We start from the raw sequence: 17,983 nt of genomic DNA, 5'->3' as shown, positions 1-17,983 counted from the left end.
CGATGGCGTTGCTGCTCAGCGCGGCAACCTGGGCCGAAGCCAGGCTGCTCAGCTGGGCCGAGGTCAGCGCGACGACCTGGTTGGTGGTCAGCGCGGCGATGCCGGCGGTGCTCAGCGCGGCCAGCGAAGCGGTGGCCAGGTTGTTGACCTGGACGGTGGTCAGCGCGGCGACCTGGGCCGAGCTCAGCGCGGCGACAGCGGCCGTCTTGATGGCAGACAGGTCGGCCGTTTCCAGCGCGGCGATGGCATCGGTCGACAGCGCGGCCACTTGCGCGGTGCTCAGCGCGGCGGCGGCGGCGGTGCTCAGGGCGACCACATCATTGGTGCTCAGCGCCTTGACCTGCGCGACGCTCAGCGCGGCAATGGCGTTGGTCGACAGGGCGGCGAAATCGGCGGTTTCCAGTGCGGCGACGGCCTTGGTGCTCAGCGCGGCCGCTTGCGCGGTGCTCAGCGAGCTTGCCTGGGCGGTGGTCAGCGCGACCACTTGGTCGGTGCTCAGGCCGGCGATGGCGGCGGTGCCCAACGCACTGATCTGGTTGGTCGACAGCGCGGCCACTTGCGCCGTGGCCAGGCCCGCCAGCTGCGACGTACGCAGGGCGGCAATATCATTGGTGCTCAGGCCGGCGAGGTCGGCGGTCTCGAGCGCGCCGACGGCTTTGCTCGACAGCGCGGCCACTTGCGAGGTGCTCAGGGCGGCGATTTCGTTCGACGTCAGGGCGACAGCCTGGTCGCTGCTCAGCGCGGCGATGCCGGCGGTGCTCAGCGCCGCTACGGCGGCGGTGCCCATCGTATTGACTTGCGCCGTGGTCAGCGCAACCACTTGGGCGCTGTCCAGCACGGCGATGGAGGCGGTCTTGATCGCGGCCAGGTCGGCCGTTTCCAGCGCCGCGATGGCGTTGGTGCTCAGCGCGGCGACCTGGGTCGAGCTCAGTTGCCCGGCCTGGTTGCTGGTCAGGGCGACCACTTGGCTGGTCGTCAGCGCTTTGACCTGGCCGGCCGTGAGGCCGCCGACCGCGGCCGTGGCCAGCGCGGCGACGTCGTTGGTGGTCATCGCGGCGATGGCCGCCGTTTGCAGCACGCCGACCTGACTCGAGGTCAGCGCGTTGGCTTGCTGGGTCGTCAGGAAGGCGATCTGGGTGGAGGTCAGGCCCCCTGCCACCTGAGCTGTAGTGAAGGCCGGGATCTGCATAGTCGTGAATGCGGCCAACTGATCTGAATTGAACGCCGCAATATCGGCAGTTGCCAGTGTGATGATCTGGGCCGTGCTGAAACTGGCAATCTGCTCAGTGGTAAAACTGGTCGCGAAACTCATGCTAATTCTCCTGGAGGTACTTCTCTATCTGCTCAGAAAGCAACTCGAGCGATCAGCTTGTGTCTGACGCTCGAGCCCTAGTGGATTTGTTACTTTTTTAACAAAATTTTTTAGATGCTGCCGGAAAAAAACTGCTCCGTACTGCATATAACGACTGAATTTGGACTTTCATTAAGTAAACTTTTCTTTTGGCCACAAAGTTTCGGGCCGCTCCCGCCGGAACCGGACCAACAGACCTTCCGATGGCAATCCAAGGGTCGATTATATCCGAGTAAATTTCCCAAAAGAATTTATTTCCACCGCTGTCGCTCTCCCGCAACCTGCTGAAGAGGAATGTTTATTTATTAAAAAAGTTACCGCTGAAATAATTCCACGTGGAAAATATAATGTCTTTATTGTCAACCACGTGCGAAAAATATATCCATGCGGACATATTGCCCTTGCCGTATGACAAGCAGATGACCGAACAGCGGGGTGAAGCGGCGCCAATTTGACCTATCCGGTGCATAATCCGGATGCCGCCTGCACAGCCAAGGCGGGAAAGCAGCCGGTTCCCCCCCCCACTTACGGAGACTTCCAAAATGAAACTGTTGCCTAAAAACCTAGCCCTTGGCTTGCTTTGCCTGGGCAGCGCCCTGGCCTTGGCCGACGGGCCGGCCAGCGCCGCCGGCCAGGCGCCGCTGGCCGCCGCCGCCGTGGCCGACGCCACCCGCCCGGACGCCGACAAGGCGCGCGACGCCGACCGCAAGCCGGCCGACATGCTGGCCTTCGCCAAGATCCAGCCGGGCCAGGTGGTGGTCGACTATTTCGCCGGCCGCGGCTACTTCACCCGCCTGTTCAGCACGGCGGTCGGCCCGCAGGGTGCGGTGTACGCGGTCGCGCCGCAGGTGTGGCTGGACCGTCTGAAGGGCAAGCCGCTGCCGCCGCCGGTGTCGGCCGAGCCGGGCCGCGGCAACGTGCATGAAGTGGTCGGCGCCGCCTCGCTCAACGTGCCGGCCAAGGCCGACGTGGTGTGGACCTCGCAGAATTACCACGACATCCGCATCTGGAACGGCGCCGCCGGCACGGCCGAGCTGAACAAGGCGGTGTACGCCGCGCTCAAGCCGGGCGGCTACTACATCGTGCTGGACCACGCGGCCCAGCCGGGGCTCGACGAGGCCGGCATGGCCAAGCTGCACCGCATCGACGAGGCGCTGGTCAAGCAGGAGGTGCTGGCGGCCGGCTTCGTGCTCGACGCCGAATCGCAGGCGCTGCGCAATCCCAAGGACGACCGCAGCGCCCAGGTGTTCGAGACCGGCATCCGCGCCCACACCGACCAGTTCATCCTGCGCTTCCGCAAGCCCTGACCGGCAACGGCTGCCGCGCGCTCAGGCCTGGGGCGCGCGGCAGCGCCAGGCCAGCACGGCGGCGGTGGCCGCCAGCAGCGCCAGCGCCACCAGATTGACCACCACCACGCCGCCGGCGAAGCGCATCACCAGGCCGACGCTGACGCCGGCCTTGACCGCGAACTGCCAGCCGCCGGCGAACGGATAGACGCTCACCAGTTGCAGCGCGTAATACAGCGCCCCGCCCCACAGGCCGGCCTTCCAGCGCTTGAGCGACAGCACGGCCGACAGGAAGCCCAGCATGGCCGCGCCGTACAGCAGCGGCAGCGCCTCGGCCGACTGCGGCTCGCCCAGCAGGCCCAGGCTCACGCCCAGCGCCAGCGCGCTATTGAGCAGCAGCACCCGCGCCACCCACTTCTCGAATTCCTGCATCATCTGTGGTCCATCCGGTGATCGGGGTTCAGCCAAAACGCGCCTGGTAGTCGCTGGGCGCCACGCCCAGCTGGGCGGCAAACGCGCGCCGCAGATTGTACTCGCTGCCGAAACCGCTCTGGCTGGCGGCGCGCTTGACGCTCATGCCGGGCCGCTCCAGCAGGCCGCAGGCCGCCTCCATGCGCAGCCGCAGCAGCAACTGCGCCGGCGAGATCGCCGCCTCCTGCTGCAGCCGGCGGTGCAGCGTGCGCACCGACAGCGCGAACGCCGCCGCCATCTGCTCGACGTCGATCTGGCGCTGCAGGCGCGGGCGCAACCAGTCGGTCAGCTGGCCGTGCAAGCCTTGCGGATCGGCCTGCGCCAGCAGCTCGGAGCTGAACTGGCGCTGGCCGCCGGGGCGCTTGAAGAACACCACCAGCCGCTTGGCCGTATCGAGCGCGGCGCCGCGGCCCTGGTCTTCCTCGACCAGGCTCAGCGCCAGATCCATGCCCGCCGCGATGCCGGCCGACGTGTAGCAAGGGCCGTCCTTGACGTAGATCGCGTCGTCCAGCACCAGCACCTGCGGGTACTGCGCCCGCAGCTGGGCGGCGTCCATCCAGTGCGTGACGGCGCTGCGGCCATCGAGCAGGCCGGCCTGCGCCAGCACGAAGGCGCCGCTGCAGACCGAGCAACAGCGCCGCACCGCGCCGGCGGCGCGCTGCACCCAGCGCACCGTGGCAGGCGCCAGCGCCGCGCTGTCGCCCCGTTCGAGGCCGCGGCCGCCGGCCACGATCAGCGTCGATCCGGCCAGGCCGCGCGCGGAGCGGGGCAGCGGCGCGGTCATCACGCCGACGCCGGCGCTGGACGCCACCAAGCCGCCGCCGGGCGCGATCATGCGGATGCGGTAGGGTTCGGGCAGGCCGGCGTCGCGCGCCTCGTCGTTCGCGCTGGAGAACACTTGCGCCGGGCCGGTGGCGTCCAGCAGCACGAAGCCGGGATACACGAGCAGCCAGATGTCGATGGGTTTCATGTGGCAGATATTCAACCATGAATGTCATTTGTGTCAACCGCCACCGGGGCATGATGGACGCTTCTACTCACGGGAGCCACCATGACACGCACCATCGGCATCTATGTATTCGACGACGTTGAAGTGCTCGACTTCGCCGGACCGTACGAAGTATTCACCTGCGCCACGCGGATGGCCGCCAAGCTGGCGCCGGGCGCGCAAGCGCCGTTCCGCGTGCGCACCATCGGCCAGCGCAGCGCCATGTTGCGCGCGCGCGCCGGCCTGAGCGTGTTCCCCGAGGCGGACTTCGGCAACGCCGGCCAGATCGACGTATTGATCGTGCCGGGCGGCGTGGTCGACGCCGAGCGGGACAAGCAGGAAGTGATACGCTGGATCGCCGCCACCGCGCCCGCCTGCGAGCTGGTGGCGTCGGTGTGCACCGGCGCCTTCCTGCTGGCGCAGGCCGGGCTGCTCGACGGCCAGCAAGTGACCACCCACTGGGAAGACCTCGCCGAGCTGCGCGCCGCCTTCCCGCGCCTGACGGTGGCGGGCGAGCGGCGCTGGATCGACAATGGCCGCATCGTCACCAGCGGCGGCATCTCGGCCGGCATGGACATGTCGCTGCACCTGGTGGCGCGGCTAGCCGGCCACGAACTGGCCGCGCGCACCGCGCTACAAATGGAATACGACTGGAACGAAGCCTGAACGGGGGTCAAGTCTGACATTCGGACACGAGCTCTACCGTAACCCCCGGTTACGGTAGAGCTCGTGTCCGAATGTCAGACTTGACCCCAAGCTTACAATTTTTTCAGCTGCTCTTTCGCGTAGCCGGCGTTGGCGTGGTTGGGCGCCAGCTCCAGGAAGCTGGTGTAGGCCTGCTTGGCCTTGTCGCCGTCGCCCAGGTGCAGGCGGGCGTCGCCCAGGTTCAGGTAGGCGATGGCGCGCGAGGTGTCGATCTGCAGGGTGTTCTCGAACCAGCGCGCCGCCTCCGCGTACTTCTCCTGCTTGTAGTAGACGAAGCCCAGGTTGTTGGCCGCCAGCCCGAAATCGGGTCGGTACTTCAAGGCCTCGGTGAACGCCGCCTCCGCCTGCGCGTACTGCTTCTCCTTGTACAGCTGCAGGCCGCGGTCGTTGGCGCGCTGCGCCAGCTGGCGGCTCGACGCGTCCACCGGCTTGGGCGCGGCGATCTTCTGCTCCTCGCCCTGCAGGTTCTTGACCAGCACCGTGTCGCCGTCGGCCTTGAGGTCGCGGCCCTTGTCGAGCTTGCTGTTGAGCGCGATCGCGTCCGGCGACAGCTGCGCCGACTGCGCGCTGAGGAACTCCGCCTCCACCGGCAGCTGGAACACGAACTCGCCGCCCTCCGATCCCGGCAGGCTGCCGAAGGCCGGCGTCTGCTGCGACACGCTGGCCACCGCCGGCGCCACATAGGCCGCCAGCTCGGTGGCGGTGATCAGGCCGTCGCCGTTGAGGTCGGCCTTGCCGTTGAGCGCCTGCAGCAGGGTCCAGGTGAACACCGAGTGGCCGTTCGGGCCGCCGTCGGCCACCATCTGGTCGGCGCCGCCGGCGGTCAGCATCTGCCGCCCCAGGCGGCGCGCGTTGTCGCGCAGGAAGGCGCTGTTGCCGCCGCCGCGCGTCAGGCCCAGGCCGCTGTAGCAGGCGTCCATGACGAACAGCACGTGCTTGGCGTTCAGGCTTTCGGCGATGTTCTGCAGGTCCGTCATCGGGATGGCGTCGAAGCTGACCTGCTGCGGGTCCGAATCGACCGGGATGATGTAGCCCAGGTTGCGCCCGGAACTGAGCTGGCGCGTGGCGCCGTGGCCGGCGAAGAACACGAAGATGCGGTCGTCCTTCTTCAACTGGGCGTCGGCCAGCTTGTCGTGGAACAGCGCCAGGATGTTGTTGCGCGTGGCCTCGCCGTTGGCCAGCGTGAACACTCGCTCGCCGGCGAAGCCGAAGCGGTTGACCAGCGTGTCGCGGATCGCTCTGGCGTCCTGCACCGCGTACTGCAGCTTGGGCCATTTCTGGTAGTCGTTGATGCCGATCACCACCGCATAGCTGTTGGCGTAGCCGGTGCTGACGGCGATCTTCTCCGGCTCCGGCTTGCCGCCCTTGGCCACCTTGAATTCATGGCCGTCCCAGGCCGCGAAGCTGTAGCCGTCGGCGATCAATTTATCCAGCACCATCGGCAGCGCCTTGACGCTGCGCTCGTGGATATCGTGGAACAGGACGATGCCGCGCTGCTCCTTGCTCAGGGTGGTCAGCACGCGGTTGGCGATCGAGCTCGGCACCGGATCGGCCCAGTCCAGCGAATCGATATTCCACATCACCGAGCGCAGGCCCAGCTTGGACAGGATGGCCAGGCCCTCGGCGTTGTGGGCGCCGTAGGGGAAGCGGAACAGGTCCGAGCGGCGCGCGTCGGTGGCCTTGAGCAGCAGGTCGGCGTTGGCGATCTCGCCATACAGCTGCTCGCCCTTTTCCTTCGACAGCAGCGCGTGGCTGAAGCTGTGGTTGCCCACGGTGTGGCCGGCGTCGATCAGGCGCCGGCTCTCGGCGGCGTTGCTGTTCAGGGTTTGCTTGCCCTGCGCATCGAGCTTGCCCAGGTTCTGGCCGACCTGGAAGAACACGCCCGGCACGTTGTACTGCTTGAGGATGGCCGCCACTTCCTCGGTGTAGCTCTTGTGCGGGCCGTCGTCGAAGGTCAGCACCACGGTCTTGGGCGGCAGCGCGTTGCCGAAGATTTCCCTGGCCTGCACCTCCTGCTCGGCCGACTTGGGCGGCTCCGGATACGGCACGATGACGCCGTAGTCCTTCATGATCTGCTCGCGCGCGTACAGCTTGCGCAGGTGGCTCACATAGTCGTCCCAGCGCTCGCGCCTGGGCGTGATGGCGCGCGTGTCGAAGCGCGAGAAGATGTCGTTGATCTCCTTGTCGTACTGCTTCTCGATATCCTCCAGCGCCGCCATGTCTTCGCTGACGCGCTTGTGCAGCTTGATCGCGGGCAGGGTCTGGTCGGCGGCGGCCAGCTTTTGCAGCGCCAGCAGCACTTCGCGGAAGGCCAGGCGGTCGGCGTCGAACAGGTCGCTGGCCGATTCGATATACGACAGCAGCGCATCGTCGGCGGCGTCGCGCAGCGACGGCGGCAGCGCCTGGGTCTGCGCCAGCATGGCCTGCACCTTGGCCAGCCGCTCCAGGTTCTCGTGGAACAGCGACTGCCCGACTTGGCCGGCGGCCTTGCGGTCCGATTCGGACAGGGTCTTCTCGTCGGCCAGCAGCACGATGATCTTGCGGTAGGCCGCCAGCATGTCGCGCAGTTCCGGCATCAGCTGCGGCGTGGCGCCGGCGAGCGCCGGGGCGGCGGCGGGCGCGGCGGCCGGCCGCTTGCCGCGCAGCGCCACGTAGGCGCCCGCGCCGGCGACGGCCACCACCACGGCCGCGATGCCCAACTGCTTGATGTATTTCATGTGCGAAGTCTATAAAAAGCGAATCCCGCATTCTATGACACATTTGCCAATTTTACATCGGGGTCAAGTCTGACATTCGGACACGGCCTCGGCGCTTGCCTGGCGCTACGGCCGAGCTCCTGTCCGAATGTCAGACTTCACCCCGGGGTAGCCGTCGGTCAGCGTGTGCAGGAAGGCCACCACGTCGGCGATTTCCTGGTCGTTCAGCGCGGGCCGGCCACCGGGCCGGCCGCCGAACGGCGCCTCCAGGTTGACGTTGGCGTCCAGCCCGGCCGGCTGGTCGTCAAATTTATGGACGCTGCCGTCGGCCTTGCGCGGATACCATTTCTGCGGCGCCGTGTCGCGCTGCACGTAGAAGCGCAGCACCTGCTCCAGGCTGTCGAAGCGGCCGTTGTGGAAGTAGACCCGGCGCAGCGCGACGTTGCGCAGCGACGGCGTGCGGAAACGGCCGCAGTAGTCGCGCTGCCCGCTCAGGTCGGTGCGCTCCGGGCCGCACAGGCCGAGGTCGAAATAGTTCGGGTCGGCGTTCACCGCCAGCTTGCCGTTGCGCGGCACGCCCAGATTGATCAGGCCGTAGTCGGTGAACTGCGGGAAGGCCCCGCCCTGCGCGATTTTGCTGATGTGGCAGGACGCGCAATTGCCCTTGGCCGCGTCGTTGAACAGCGCCAGGCCGCGCGCTTCCCGCGGCGTCAGCCTGGCCTGCTTGCGCAGGTAGGCGTCGTACTTGCTGGTGTAGGGATAGAAATCGGCCGGGCTCTGCTGGAACACTTCCAGCGCCATCAGCGCGCCACGCATGGCAGCGTCCGGATGGTCGAAGATGTCGTCGCCGAAGGCTTGCCGGAACCGCGGCGCCAGCGGGCCGGCGCGCAGCCTGGCCACCACCGCCGCGTCGTCCCGGTTGCCCATCTCGCGCGGCGACAGCAGCGGTCCGCGCGCCTGCTCGTGCGCCGAGCGCGCGCGGCCGTCCCAGTCGTAGCCGCCGGTCGGGCCGGCGTCGACGCTGTCGTCGCCGTCGTCGTCGTGATAGTGCTCGCTGAACGGCGGCACCGTCTGCAGGTACTTCAGCGACGGCGCGGCGCGCGTGCCGGGCGTGGCGCCGTCGCCGCCGCCCAGTTGCACCGCCAGCCGATTGGCCGGGCCGTAGGCGTTGCCGGGGTTGTGGCAGCTGGCGCAGCTCTGGCGCCCGGACGCCGACAGGCTCGGCTCGCTGAACATGGCGCGCCCCAGCGCCGTCAGCACCGCCACGCTGGGCTGGTGCGGCAGCGGCGCGTAGGCGGCAGGGGCGCTGGCGGCGGCGGCGGTGGCGGCGGCGGGTAGGGTCGGCGATTTCTGGCAGGCGAGCAGCAGCGCGGCGGCGAGGGCAACATAAATCCTTTTCATGCCGCAAGCCTAGCAGCGTGACATGACACCGACATGACAGATAGGAAAGGATACAAAGCGAAACATGAAATTTCATCACCCTGAAATATTTCAAACCTAGCATGAAGCGCTTTGATACCCACCCTACAAGGCAAGAAGATGAAACTGAACCCGATGCGCCCGCTGCCCCTGATGCTGATGTCGATCGGCCTGGGCGCCGGCCTGATCGCCTGCGGCAGCTCTTCCGACAATGTGCCCACGCTCAAGGGCCAGGTGGTCGGCAGCTACTATGAAAACGCCGTGGTCTGCCTGGAAAGCGCCACCGTCAAGCTGAGCTGCGACAACGGCTCGTCGACCGTGCGCACCGGCGCCGACGGCAGCTACACCATCACCGGCACCGACAAGGGCGCGCTGCTGGTCACGGTCGGCACCGACGCCATCCGCCACGACGCCGTCGGCGACGCCGGCGTCAAGGTCAGCCAGAAACTGCTGCTGCGCGCGCCGAACGGCCACACCGGCGTGGTCAGCGCCATCACCACCGAACTGGTCACGCTGATGGACGCCAACGGCGGCGACTTCGCCGCCGCCAGCGCCAGGCTGGCCGCCAAGCTGGGCGTGGCCGAAGCCAATCTGCTCGCCGACCTCAACAAGGTGAGCGGCGACGACCAGGCCAGGTTGAAGGCCGAGAACGCCAGCGTGACCGACGTCATCGCCGCCGCCAGCGCGGCAGCCGCGCCGGCCGACGTCGCCGCCGCGCTCAGCGCCGGCCTGGCGCTCAACAACATCAAGAACATCGTCGTCATCTACGCGGAAAACCGCGGCTTCGACAATATGTACGGCCTGTTCCCCGGCGCCAACGGCGTGCCGGGCGTGAACCCGAGCTCGACCAGCGCCTACGTGCCGCAGAAGGACGTCGACAACAGCACCCTGCCGACGCTGCCGCCGACCTGGGGCGGCATGACGGCCGCCGGCCAGAGCGTGGTGATCACGCAGGCGCAGACGGTGGGCATGGCCAACAAGCCGTTCCAGATCGACGACGTCAACAGCCCGCTGTACCTGAACCAGTCCGTCATCACGCGCGACCTGGTGCACCGCTTCTACAACAACCAGATGCAGATCAACGGCGGCGCCAACGACAAGTTCGCGGCCTATTCCGACGCCGGCGGCCTGAGCATGGGCTACTACGACGGCAGCAAGATGAAGCTGTGGGACATCGCCAAGCAGTACGCGCTGGCCGACAACCTGTACATCGGCGCCTTCGGCGGTTCCTTCCTGACCCACCAGTACCTGATCTGCGCCTGCGCGCCGCAATATCCGAACGCCGACACCTCGGTGGCCAAGGGGTCGATCGCCAAGATCGACGTCGACGCCAAGGGCAACTTCGTGCGCCTGACGCCGTCGGCCAGCGCGCCGGCCAGCGCGCTCAACGGCGCGCCGGCCTACGCCAACGACGGCGCCCTCACGCCGGCCGACGCCAGCGGCATGTTCTACGCGGTCAACACCATGCAGCCGCCGTACCAGCCGAGCAGCAACAGTTTCGCGGCCGACGACGGCACCCATCTGTACGCCGACGCCGGCAAGGCCAACACCTTGCCGCCGCAGACGCAGAAGAACATCGGCGATCTGCTGAGCGGCAAGAACATCGACTGGGCCTGGTACGCCGGCGCCTGGAAGGACACCACCGCCGCCACCACCGGCGCGGCCCGCGGCGCGATCACCAATCCGCCCAACTTCCAGTTCCACCACCAGCCGTTCAACTACTACGCCAACATGGACCCGGTGAAGAACCCGGCCTATCGCGCGGCCCACCTGAAGGACTACGACAGCCAGTTCGTGGCCGACGTCGCCAACGGCAGCTTGCCGCCGGTGGCCTTCTACAAGCCGCAGGGCAACCTGAACCAGCACCCCGGCTACGCCAGCGTGGCCGACGGCGACGCCCACATCGCCGACGTCATCGCCAAGCTGAAAAAGAGCCCGCAGTGGAAGAACATGCTGGTCATCGTCACCTACGACGAGAACGGCGGCTTCTACGACCACGCCAGCCCGCCCAAGGGCGACAAGTGGGGTCCGGGCACGCGCGTGCCGGCCATCATCGTCTCGCCATACGTGAAGAAGGGCGTGGACCACACCCAGTATGACTCGGCCTCGATCCTGCGCGCCATCACCCGCCGCTTCAACCTGCCGCTGCTCGATGGCCTGAGCACCCGCGACAAGGCGCTGGCCGCCAACGGCGCCAAGCCGATGGGCGACTTCAGCTCCGCGCTGGCGCTGACGCCGCAAGAGTAGGCGCCGTTGTCAGCAGCGTCGCCTGCCGCGACCACGATATCGCCATCGAGCACAAGACCGTCTCTATTCGTCGGCGCGGCAGGCGGCGGCGAGCTTCCATGCGCGGTCGCCGGGAAAGCGCAGCCAGACCGCCCGCCATGCATTGCGTGTGCCGCAGCCGCTGGCGTTGGCCAGCCGCGATGGGGTGGTCGGCGCGCCGTCGCAGAGGATGACTTCGCCCTCCACTTTGGCGTAGCTGCTCTTGCCGCCGAAGCTGGCACGCAGTTCGGTGCCGTTTGGCAGGAACAGCTGCTTCCATTGATAGCCTTTGCTGGCGTCAGGCAAGGCCTTGGGCGTGGTGTCGCGTTCAAGCGTGGCCGATGCGGCTGGCGCCCCGGCCGCCATCCATTCGCGGATGAGCCGGCACACCAAGGCTTCGGTCTTCGGGCCGAACCAGCCTTCGTCCGTGCGGTCTATCAGCCGGTGAAGCACGTCGGTCGGGATGTGGAAGGGGATAGGGAGGGACATGTTTTTCTCCGGCTCTAAAAGCTCTAATCAGTCTAATTCAATAGAGTTCGCTCTAATTTTTCTAATCTCGGCGCCAAAAACTCTAAAACAAAGCGCGGCGGACTCTAATTTCTCTATTTTTTCTAATCCGCGCCTATTTTTTAGACCGTTTCTAGCGAATTAGTTCAATCTCTATCGAATTAGAGCTTTTAGAGTTTTTAGAGCCCCGAAAAAAAACCTCACCCTGTATAGCGATGGCATGAGTGCGCGGAGTCGGCTGCGGAGCTCTCCAAGTATCAGGCCGTTGTCGACTGCCCGCGCCGATACGCCAGCCGGTACAACAGCGGCAGCACCAGCAAGGTCAGCGCGGTGGACGACAGGATGCCGCCGATGACCACCGTCGCCAGCGGGCGCTGGACTTCGGCGCCGGTGCCGGTGGCGATCGCCATCGGGATGAAGCCCAGCGACGCCACCAGGGCCGTCATCAGCACGGGGCGCAAGCGGCCCAGCGAACCTTCGCGGATCGCCTGCTCCAGCGTGCGCCCTTCCTCGCGCAGGCTGCGGATGAAGGAGATCAGCACCAGCCCATTGAGCACCGCCACGCCGGACAGCGCGATGAAGCCCACCGCCGCCGATATCGATAGCGGTATGCCGCGCAGGGCCAGCGCCGCGATGCCGCCGGTCAGCGCGAACGGTATGCCACTGAACACCAGCAGCCCGTCCTTCAGATTGCCGAACATCGCGAACAGCAGCACGATCACCAGCAGCAGTGCCACCGGCACCACGATCTGCAAGCGCCGCGACGCCGATTGCAGCTGCTCGAACTGTCCACCCCAGCTGGTCCAGTAGCCGGCCGGGATCTGCACCTGTTGCAGACGCTCTTCCGCCTCCGCGACAAACGAACCGATATCGCGCCCGCGCACATTGGCGCTGATGACCACCCGCCGCTTGCCGTCCTCGCGGCTGATCTGGTTCGGCCCCGGCGCGATGGCGAAGGTCGCCACCTCGCCCAGCGGAATGAAGTTGGCCGCGCCGCTGCCACCGGCGCGCGGCAGCGGCACCGGCAGGCGCCGCATCACATCCAGGTCGCTGCGCAACGCATCCGGCAGCCGCACCACGATATCGAAGCGGCGGTCGCCCTCGAACATCGTGCCCGCCTGCTTGCCGCCGATGGCGGTGGCGATGGTCTCCTGCACGTCGCCCACATTCAGGCCGTAGCGCGCGGTCTTGCCACGGTCGATTTCCACCGTCAGCACCGGCAGGCCGCTGGTCTGCTCGATCTTGACCTCGGTCGCGCCGTCCACCTTGCCCAGCGTGGCGGCGATGCGCGCGGCGGTCTCGCCCAGCACCGCCATGTCGTCGCCGAACAGCTTGACCGCGACATCGCTGCGCACGCCCGATATCAGCTCGTTGAAGCGCAGCTGGATAGGCTGCGAGAACTCGAAGGCGTTGCCCGGCAGGCGCTCGGCCGCCTGCTGGATCGCCGCCACCAGCTCCGCGTGCGACTTCCGCGGCGCCGGCCACTGCGACTCCGGCTTGAGCATGATGTAGCCGTCCGAGACGTTGGGCGGCATCGGATCGGAGGCGATTTCCGCCGTGCCGGTGCGCGCGAAGATGCGTTCGATCTCGGGGAACTGCCGCTTGAGCGCCAGCTCCACCTGCTGCTGCATCGCCACCGACTGCGTCAGGCTGGTGCCGGGGATGCGCAGCGCCTGGATCGCGATGTCGCCCTCGTTCAGGCTGGGCACGAACTCGCTGCCCATGCGCGTGGCCAGCAGCACCGACAGCGCCACCGCGATGCCGGCGAACGTCAGCACCACCGGCGTGTTGACCAGCACGCGCGCCAGCAGCGCCGCGTACCAGCCGGTGATGCGGCGCTGCTCCTGCTCGACCACGCTGTCGCCGATGAACAGCGCCACGGCGGCGGGGATGAAGGTGATCGACAACAGCATCGCGCCCACCAGCGCCATCACCACCGTCAGCGCCATCGGATGGAACATGCGCCCTTCCACGCCGGTCAGCGCGAAGATCGGCAGGTAGACCACCATGATGATCAGCTGTCCGAACAGCAGCGGCCTGCGGGCCTCGCGCGCGGCGGCAAACACTTCCGCGTGGCGCTCCGCGCGCGTGAGCACGCGGCCGTGGCGCGCCTGCGCGTGCGCCAGGCGCCGCACGCAGTTCTCGACGATGACCACCGCGCCGTCGACGATGATGCCGAAGTCCAGCGCGCCGAGGCTGAGCAGGTTGGCGCTGACCTGGTAGCTCACCATGCCGGTAAAGGTGAACAGCATCGCCAGCGGGATCACCAGCGCCGTGATCACGGCCGCGCGGATATTCCCGAGGAACAGGAACAGCACCACGATCACCAGCACCGCGCCTTCCAGCAAATTCTTCTTCACGGTGTTGATCGCCTTGTCCACCAGCGTGGTGCGGTCGTACACGGTGACCGCCCGCACGCCGGCCGGCAGGCTGCGGTTGATGTCGGCCATCTTGCGGTCGACCGCCTGCGACACCGCGCGGCTATTCTGCCCGATCAGCATGAAGACGGTGCCCAGCACCACCTCGCGGCCGTTCTCGGTGGCGGCGCCGGTGCGCAGCTCACGGCCGACATCGACCTGCGCGACGTCGCGCACCCGCACCGGCACGCCGTCGACGTTGCTGAGGATGATGTTGCGGATGTCGTCGAGCGAGCGCACCTGCCCCGGCGCGCGCACCAGCAGCTGCTCGCCGCGCTGCTCGATGTAGCCGGCGCTGGCGTTGCCGTTGTTGCGGTCCAGCGCCGTCACCACGTCCTGCAGGGTCAGGCCGTAGGAGGCCAGCCGCTGCGGATCGGGCGCCACCTGGTATTGCTTGGCGTAGCCGCCGATGGAATTGATCTCCGTCACACCGGGCACGTTGCGCAGCTGCGGCTTGATGATCCAGTCCTGGATCTCGCGCAGGTCGGTCGGCGTGTAGGGCGTGCCGTCGGCCTTCTTCGCGCCCGGTTTGGTCTCCACCGTCCACAGGTAGATTTCGCCCAGGCCCGTCGATACCGGGCCCATGGCCGGCGTGACGCCGGCCGGCAGCTGCGCGCGCGCCTCCTGTATGCGCTCGCTGACCATCTGCCGCGCAAAGAAGATGTCGGTGCCGTCCTTGAAGATGACGGTGATCTGCGACAGCCCGTAGCGCGACAGGGAACGTGTCTGCTCAAGTTTCGGCAGGCCGGACATCAGGGTCTCGATCGGGAAGGTCACGCGCTGCTCGGTCTCCAGCGGCGAGTAGCCGGGCGCGGAGGTGTTGATCTGCACCTGCACGTTGGTGATGTCGGGCACGGCGTCGATCGGCAGCTGCTGGTAGTTGTAGACGCCGAGTGCGGCCATGCCGGCCACCGCCAGCAGGACCAGCCAGCGCTGCGCGATGGCGAATTGGATGATGCGTTCAAACATGGTGTCTCCCGTATCAGTGCGCGTGCTCGGCGCTGTCTTTGCCCAGCTCCGCCTTGAGCACGAAGCTGCCCACCGCCGCGTACCGCGCGCCGGCCGACAGGCCCTGGAGGATCTCGGTCAGCTTGCCGTCGCTGCGGCCGGGCACCACCGGCTGCGCGCGGAAGCCGCCCGCCACCTTGACGAACACCACCGGCTTGTCTTCCACCGTCTGGATCGCGTCCGCCACCACGGTGACGGCGGCATCCGAGGCCAGTCCCGACGGCACGTCGACGCTGACGAACAGGCCGGGGCGCCAGGCGCGGTCGGGATTGGCCAGCGCCACGCGGGCCTTGGCGGTGCGGGTCTGCTCGCCCAGCAGCGAGCCGACGTAGGTGATCTTGCCGCTGGCCTGGGCGTCGAAGGCGGAGGCCTTGACCACCACCGTCTCGCCCACGCGCACCAGCGCCAGGTCCTTGGGCGGCACGGCGATTTCCGCCCACACGCCGGACAAATCGGAAATCGTGAACACGGCGGCATCCTCCTTGACCGCCTCGCCCAGCGCCAGATGCTTCTCCATCACCACGCCGTCGAACGGCGCCCGCAGTTCCAGCCGGTTCAGGTCCGCGCCCGCCGTCGTTCCCACCGCTGCGCCGGCGCCGATGGCATTGAGTTTCTGGCGCGCGTTGCGCACCGCGATCTCGGCTTCGCTCAGCGCCTGCTGCGCTTGCAGGTAGTCCTGCTCGGCGGAGATCTTGTCCTGCCACAGGCGGCGTTCGCGTTCGAAGGTGGTACCGGCCAGCGCCAGCCGCCGCTGCGCCGACAGCAGCTCGCTGCGCTGTTCGGACAGGCCGCTGCTGGCGATCACCGCCAGCACCTGTCCCTGTTTGACGTTCTGCCCCAGCTCCGCGCGCACGCTGGTGACCACGCCGGCCAGCTTGGGCACGACGTGCGCGGTGCGGTCCTCGTTGAAGCGGATCTCGCCCGGCAGCGTGATGGCGACGCTGATCCGGGCCGGCGCCGCCACGGCCAGCGTCACGCCGGCGGCCTTGGCCTGGGTGTCGTCGAGCGCGATCTTTTCCGGCTCCACTTCGTGCTGTTCGCCGCGTTCCGGCCCCGCCTGAGCGGCCACGGCCACCGGCGAAGCGCCGCGCCTGGGCATCAGCATCAGGGCGGCCAACAACAGTCCGATGAACGCCATGACGGCGATGGTGATTTTCTGCGTTTTATTCATGTTCTTCTCCGAGGATGCGGCCGATGACGGCCAGCGCGCGGTGCGCGTCCGCCAGGGCGTTCAGATATTGGTTTTGTGCCTGTAGCAAGGTGCGCTGCGCGTCGAGCACGTCGAGGAAGCCGAACTTGCCGTATTCGAAGCCGGTGCTGGCGGCGTCGTAGGCGCTTTGCGCGCCGGGCAGGATGTCGCCGCGCAGGGCTTGCGCCTGCTGGCGGGCGACGTCGAATTCCTCGCGCGCCTGCGCCAGCTCGGCCTTCAGCCGCAGCGCGGTGGCGGCCAGCTCGTCGCGCGCCTTGTCGACGCGACGCGCCGACTCCAGCACGCTGCCCTGGTTGCGGTCGAACAGCGGCAGCGGCAGCGAGATGCCGAACACCGCCTGCGTGCGCCCCAGCTCCTGCGAGCGCTTGCCGCCGACGTTGAGCGTCAGGTCCGGCGTGCGCTTGCCGAGCTCGACCTGCGCCAGGGCCTGGCGCCGCGCCAGCTCCGAGCGGGCCAGCGCCAGCGCCGGCGCCCGTTGCAGGCGGCCGCGCATGGCCCCGGCCGGGGCCAGTTCCGGCAGTTGCGACAGCGTCGCGATGGCGCCGTCGACCCGCTCGAAGCGTGGCGCCGGGTTGCCCCACAGCGTGGCCAGCCGCTGGCGCGCGCCGGCCAGCAGGCCGCGGGCGCGGATCAGGTCCAGCTGCACCGACGACGCGGCCACGCGGGCGCGGGTCTGCTCCACCGGCGACACCTTGCCCGCCACCACGCGGCGCGCGGTGGCGCCGGCCGCGCGCTGCGCCAGCTCGGCCGCCTGCTGCGCCAGGCGCACATGCTCCTGCGCGGCCAGCACGGCGAACCAGCCGTCGATCACGGCGGCGCGGATCTCGGCCCGGCGCAGCGCCAGTTCGGCGGCGGCGCTGTCGCGGCCACGCTCGGCCGCCTGCACGCGGGCGGCGCGCTTGCCGCCCAGCTCCAGCGGCTGGCTCAGTTGAAAGGTGGTTTCGCGCGTGTCCCTGCGGGTGTCGAGGCGCTCGACCGACAGCGTGGGATTGGGCAGCAGGCCGGCCTGCCGCACGGCGCCTTCCACCGCGCCCAGTTCATGGCGGGCGGCGGCCAGTTCCCCATTGGCGCCGCCGGCCAGCGTGAGCGCGGCCTGCAGCGTGAGCGGCGCGGACGGCTCGATTTCGGCCTGCGCATAGGCAGGCCATGCCGCTACGACGAGCGGCAACAGATACTTGTGCATCGAATTCTCCAGACGATAGGAAAAAGAATTCGACGAGACTTTCGCGTCAAAAAAAAGGGGGGCGAGGGCCTCGTCGCGCTAGGCGACGAGCAGCCAATTGGGCCGCGCGGGCCCGTCGGAGATGTGGGACAGATAGAGTGCCGGCAGAGGCGGCGCGTGGCCGCCCACGGTGGCGACCAGCGCCGGCGCGGCGCCGACCGGCACCGAGGCCTGCACCGCGTGCTGGCATACCTTGCAGTCGCTGTGGACCTTGACCGGCTTGTTTTTGTCGGCGCCGTCGTCGGACTGCGCCTGGTGTTGATGGCCATGGTGGCCGAAATGCGTGACCTTGGCCGGCTCGTGCTGGCAATAGACGGCAGCCATCGACCAGGCGTACTGGAGGGGCAGGATGGTCAGCAGCAGGATGAGCAGAAACTTTTTCACGCCGCCATTGTAGCTTGAATTTACAATAAGGCTTCCAGGTCATCGAATAGGCGC

Annotated in this window: 12 protein-coding genes and 1 pseudogene; 3 read left to right on the top strand and 10 right to left on the bottom strand. The window is 67.8% G+C overall.

Translation table 11 applies throughout. From position 1 onward, the window contains the following. A pseudogene (locus tag KVP70_RS08510) lies at nt 1-1,312 on the bottom strand (heme utilization protein); the annotation flags it as partial. 581 nt (nt 1,313-1,893) lie between these two features. On the opposite strand from KVP70_RS08510, the gene KVP70_RS08505 reads away from it, so the two are divergent. Then, nucleotides 1,894-2,658: a class I SAM-dependent methyltransferase gene (locus tag KVP70_RS08505; protein ID WP_217941684.1), complete on the top strand. Its 765-nt coding sequence runs from the start codon at nt 1,894-1,896 to the stop codon at nt 2,656-2,658. A 21-nt stretch (nt 2,659-2,679) separates the two neighbouring features. Here the strand turns inward: KVP70_RS08505 and KVP70_RS08500 are convergent, their stop codons facing one another. Together KVP70_RS08500 and KVP70_RS08495 are read right to left on the bottom strand one after the other, a co-directional pair. Continuing rightward, nucleotides 2,680-3,072, bottom strand: coding sequence for a hypothetical protein (locus KVP70_RS08500; protein ID WP_217941683.1), 393 nt, complete (start codon nt 3,070-3,072; stop codon nt 2,680-2,682). A 25-nt stretch (nt 3,073-3,097) separates the two neighbouring features. Beyond that, nucleotides 3,098-4,078 carry a GlxA family transcriptional regulator gene (locus KVP70_RS08495; protein WP_217941682.1) on the bottom strand — a complete coding sequence of 327 codons (981 nt, stop codon included), beginning with the start codon at nt 4,076-4,078 and terminating at the stop codon, nt 3,098-3,100. Nucleotides 4,079-4,159: 81 nt separating this feature from the next. On the opposite strand from KVP70_RS08495, the gene KVP70_RS08490 reads away from it, so the two are divergent. Next, nucleotides 4,160-4,762, top strand: coding sequence for a DJ-1/PfpI family protein (locus KVP70_RS08490; RefSeq protein WP_217941681.1), 603 nt, complete (start codon nt 4,160-4,162; stop codon nt 4,760-4,762). A 92-nt stretch (nt 4,763-4,854) separates the two neighbouring features. Here the strand turns inward: KVP70_RS08490 and KVP70_RS08485 are convergent, their stop codons facing one another. Together KVP70_RS08485 and KVP70_RS08480 are read right to left on the bottom strand one after the other, a co-directional pair. Then, a complete protein-coding gene (locus KVP70_RS08485; RefSeq protein WP_217941680.1) occupies nt 4,855-7,518 on the bottom strand; it encodes a polysaccharide deacetylase family protein in 2,664 nt (887 codons plus the stop codon). Nucleotides 7,519-7,623: 105 nt separating this feature from the next. Continuing rightward, complete coding sequence (locus KVP70_RS08480; RefSeq protein ID WP_217941679.1) at nt 7,624-8,898, bottom strand: cytochrome-c peroxidase; 1,275 nt, start codon at nt 8,896-8,898, stop codon at nt 7,624-7,626. Nucleotides 8,899-9,036: 138 nt separating this feature from the next. Here KVP70_RS08480 and acpA point away from each other — a divergent pair, with 138 nt between their 5' ends. Beyond that, nucleotides 9,037-11,163: an acid phosphatase gene (gene acpA / locus KVP70_RS08475; protein WP_217941678.1), complete on the top strand. Its 2,127-nt coding sequence runs from the start codon at nt 9,037-9,039 to the stop codon at nt 11,161-11,163. 63 nt (nt 11,164-11,226) lie between these two features. Here acpA and KVP70_RS08470 read toward each other — a convergent pair whose 3' ends face one another. The 5 genes from KVP70_RS08470 to KVP70_RS08450 all read right to left on the bottom strand — a co-directional run bounded on the left by KVP70_RS08470 (nt 11,227) and on the right by KVP70_RS08450 (nt 17,929). After that, nucleotides 11,227-11,670: a hypothetical protein gene (locus KVP70_RS08470; RefSeq protein WP_217941677.1), complete on the bottom strand. Its 444-nt coding sequence runs from the start codon at nt 11,668-11,670 to the stop codon at nt 11,227-11,229. Between the two features lie 275 nt (nt 11,671-11,945). Then, nucleotides 11,946-15,074 (bottom strand): CusA/CzcA family heavy metal efflux RND transporter, encoded by a 3,129-nt coding sequence (locus KVP70_RS08465; RefSeq protein ID WP_217941676.1) that lies wholly within the window; start codon nt 15,072-15,074, stop codon nt 11,946-11,948. A 13-nt stretch (nt 15,075-15,087) separates the two neighbouring features. Continuing rightward, a complete protein-coding gene (locus KVP70_RS08460; protein WP_217941675.1) occupies nt 15,088-16,284 on the bottom strand; it encodes an efflux RND transporter periplasmic adaptor subunit in 1,197 nt (398 codons plus the stop codon). After that, nucleotides 16,277-17,506, bottom strand: coding sequence for a TolC family protein (locus tag KVP70_RS08455; protein WP_217941674.1), 1,230 nt, complete (start codon nt 17,504-17,506; stop codon nt 16,277-16,279). Before KVP70_RS08455 ends, KVP70_RS08460 begins: the two co-directional genes overlap by 8 nt. A gap of 78 nt (nt 17,507-17,584) precedes the next feature. Continuing rightward, the gene (locus KVP70_RS08450) at nt 17,585-17,929 is read right to left on the bottom strand and encodes a hypothetical protein (protein WP_217941673.1); all 345 of its coding nucleotides are present in this window, start codon (nt 17,927-17,929) and stop codon (nt 17,585-17,587) included. Nucleotides 17,930-17,983: the final 54 nt, after the last annotated feature.

This window comes from Duganella violaceipulchra, assembly GCF_019166075.1.
GTDB classification, from domain to species: Bacteria; Pseudomonadota; Gammaproteobacteria; order Burkholderiales; family Burkholderiaceae_D; genus Rugamonas; species Rugamonas violaceipulchra.
Note: the sequence above shows the minus strand (reverse complement) of the source record. Positions and strands in the feature narration are given on the sequence as shown.

What these genes read in the sequence shown, in the direction of transcription:
- KVP70_RS08505 (WP_217941684.1), top strand. Translation starts at nt 1,894, where the DNA reads ATGAAACTGTTGCCTAAAAACCTAGCCCTTGGCTTGCTTTGCCTGGGC.
- KVP70_RS08500 (WP_217941683.1), bottom strand. Translation starts at nt 3,072, where the DNA reads ATGATGCAGGAATTCGAGAAGTGGGTGGCGCGGGTGCTGCTGCTCAAT.
- KVP70_RS08495 (WP_217941682.1), bottom strand. Translation starts at nt 4,078, where the DNA reads ATGAAACCCATCGACATCTGGCTGCTCGTGTATCCCGGCTTCGTGCTG.
- KVP70_RS08490 (WP_217941681.1), top strand. Translation starts at nt 4,160, where the DNA reads ATGACACGCACCATCGGCATCTATGTATTCGACGACGTTGAAGTGCTC.
- KVP70_RS08485 (WP_217941680.1), bottom strand. Translation starts at nt 7,518, where the DNA reads ATGAAATACATCAAGCAGTTGGGCATCGCGGCCGTGGTGGTGGCCGTC.
- KVP70_RS08480 (WP_217941679.1), bottom strand. Translation starts at nt 8,898, where the DNA reads ATGAAAAGGATTTATGTTGCCCTCGCCGCCGCGCTGCTGCTCGCCTGC.
- acpA (WP_217941678.1), top strand. Translation starts at nt 9,037, where the DNA reads ATGAAACTGAACCCGATGCGCCCGCTGCCCCTGATGCTGATGTCGATC.
- KVP70_RS08470 (WP_217941677.1), bottom strand. Translation starts at nt 11,670, where the DNA reads ATGTCCCTCCCTATCCCCTTCCACATCCCGACCGACGTGCTTCACCGG.
- KVP70_RS08465 (WP_217941676.1), bottom strand. Translation starts at nt 15,074, where the DNA reads ATGTTTGAACGCATCATCCAATTCGCCATCGCGCAGCGCTGGCTGGTC.
- KVP70_RS08460 (WP_217941675.1), bottom strand. Translation starts at nt 16,284, where the DNA reads ATGAATAAAACGCAGAAAATCACCATCGCCGTCATGGCGTTCATCGGA.
- KVP70_RS08455 (WP_217941674.1), bottom strand. Translation starts at nt 17,506, where the DNA reads ATGCACAAGTATCTGTTGCCGCTCGTCGTAGCGGCATGGCCTGCCTAT.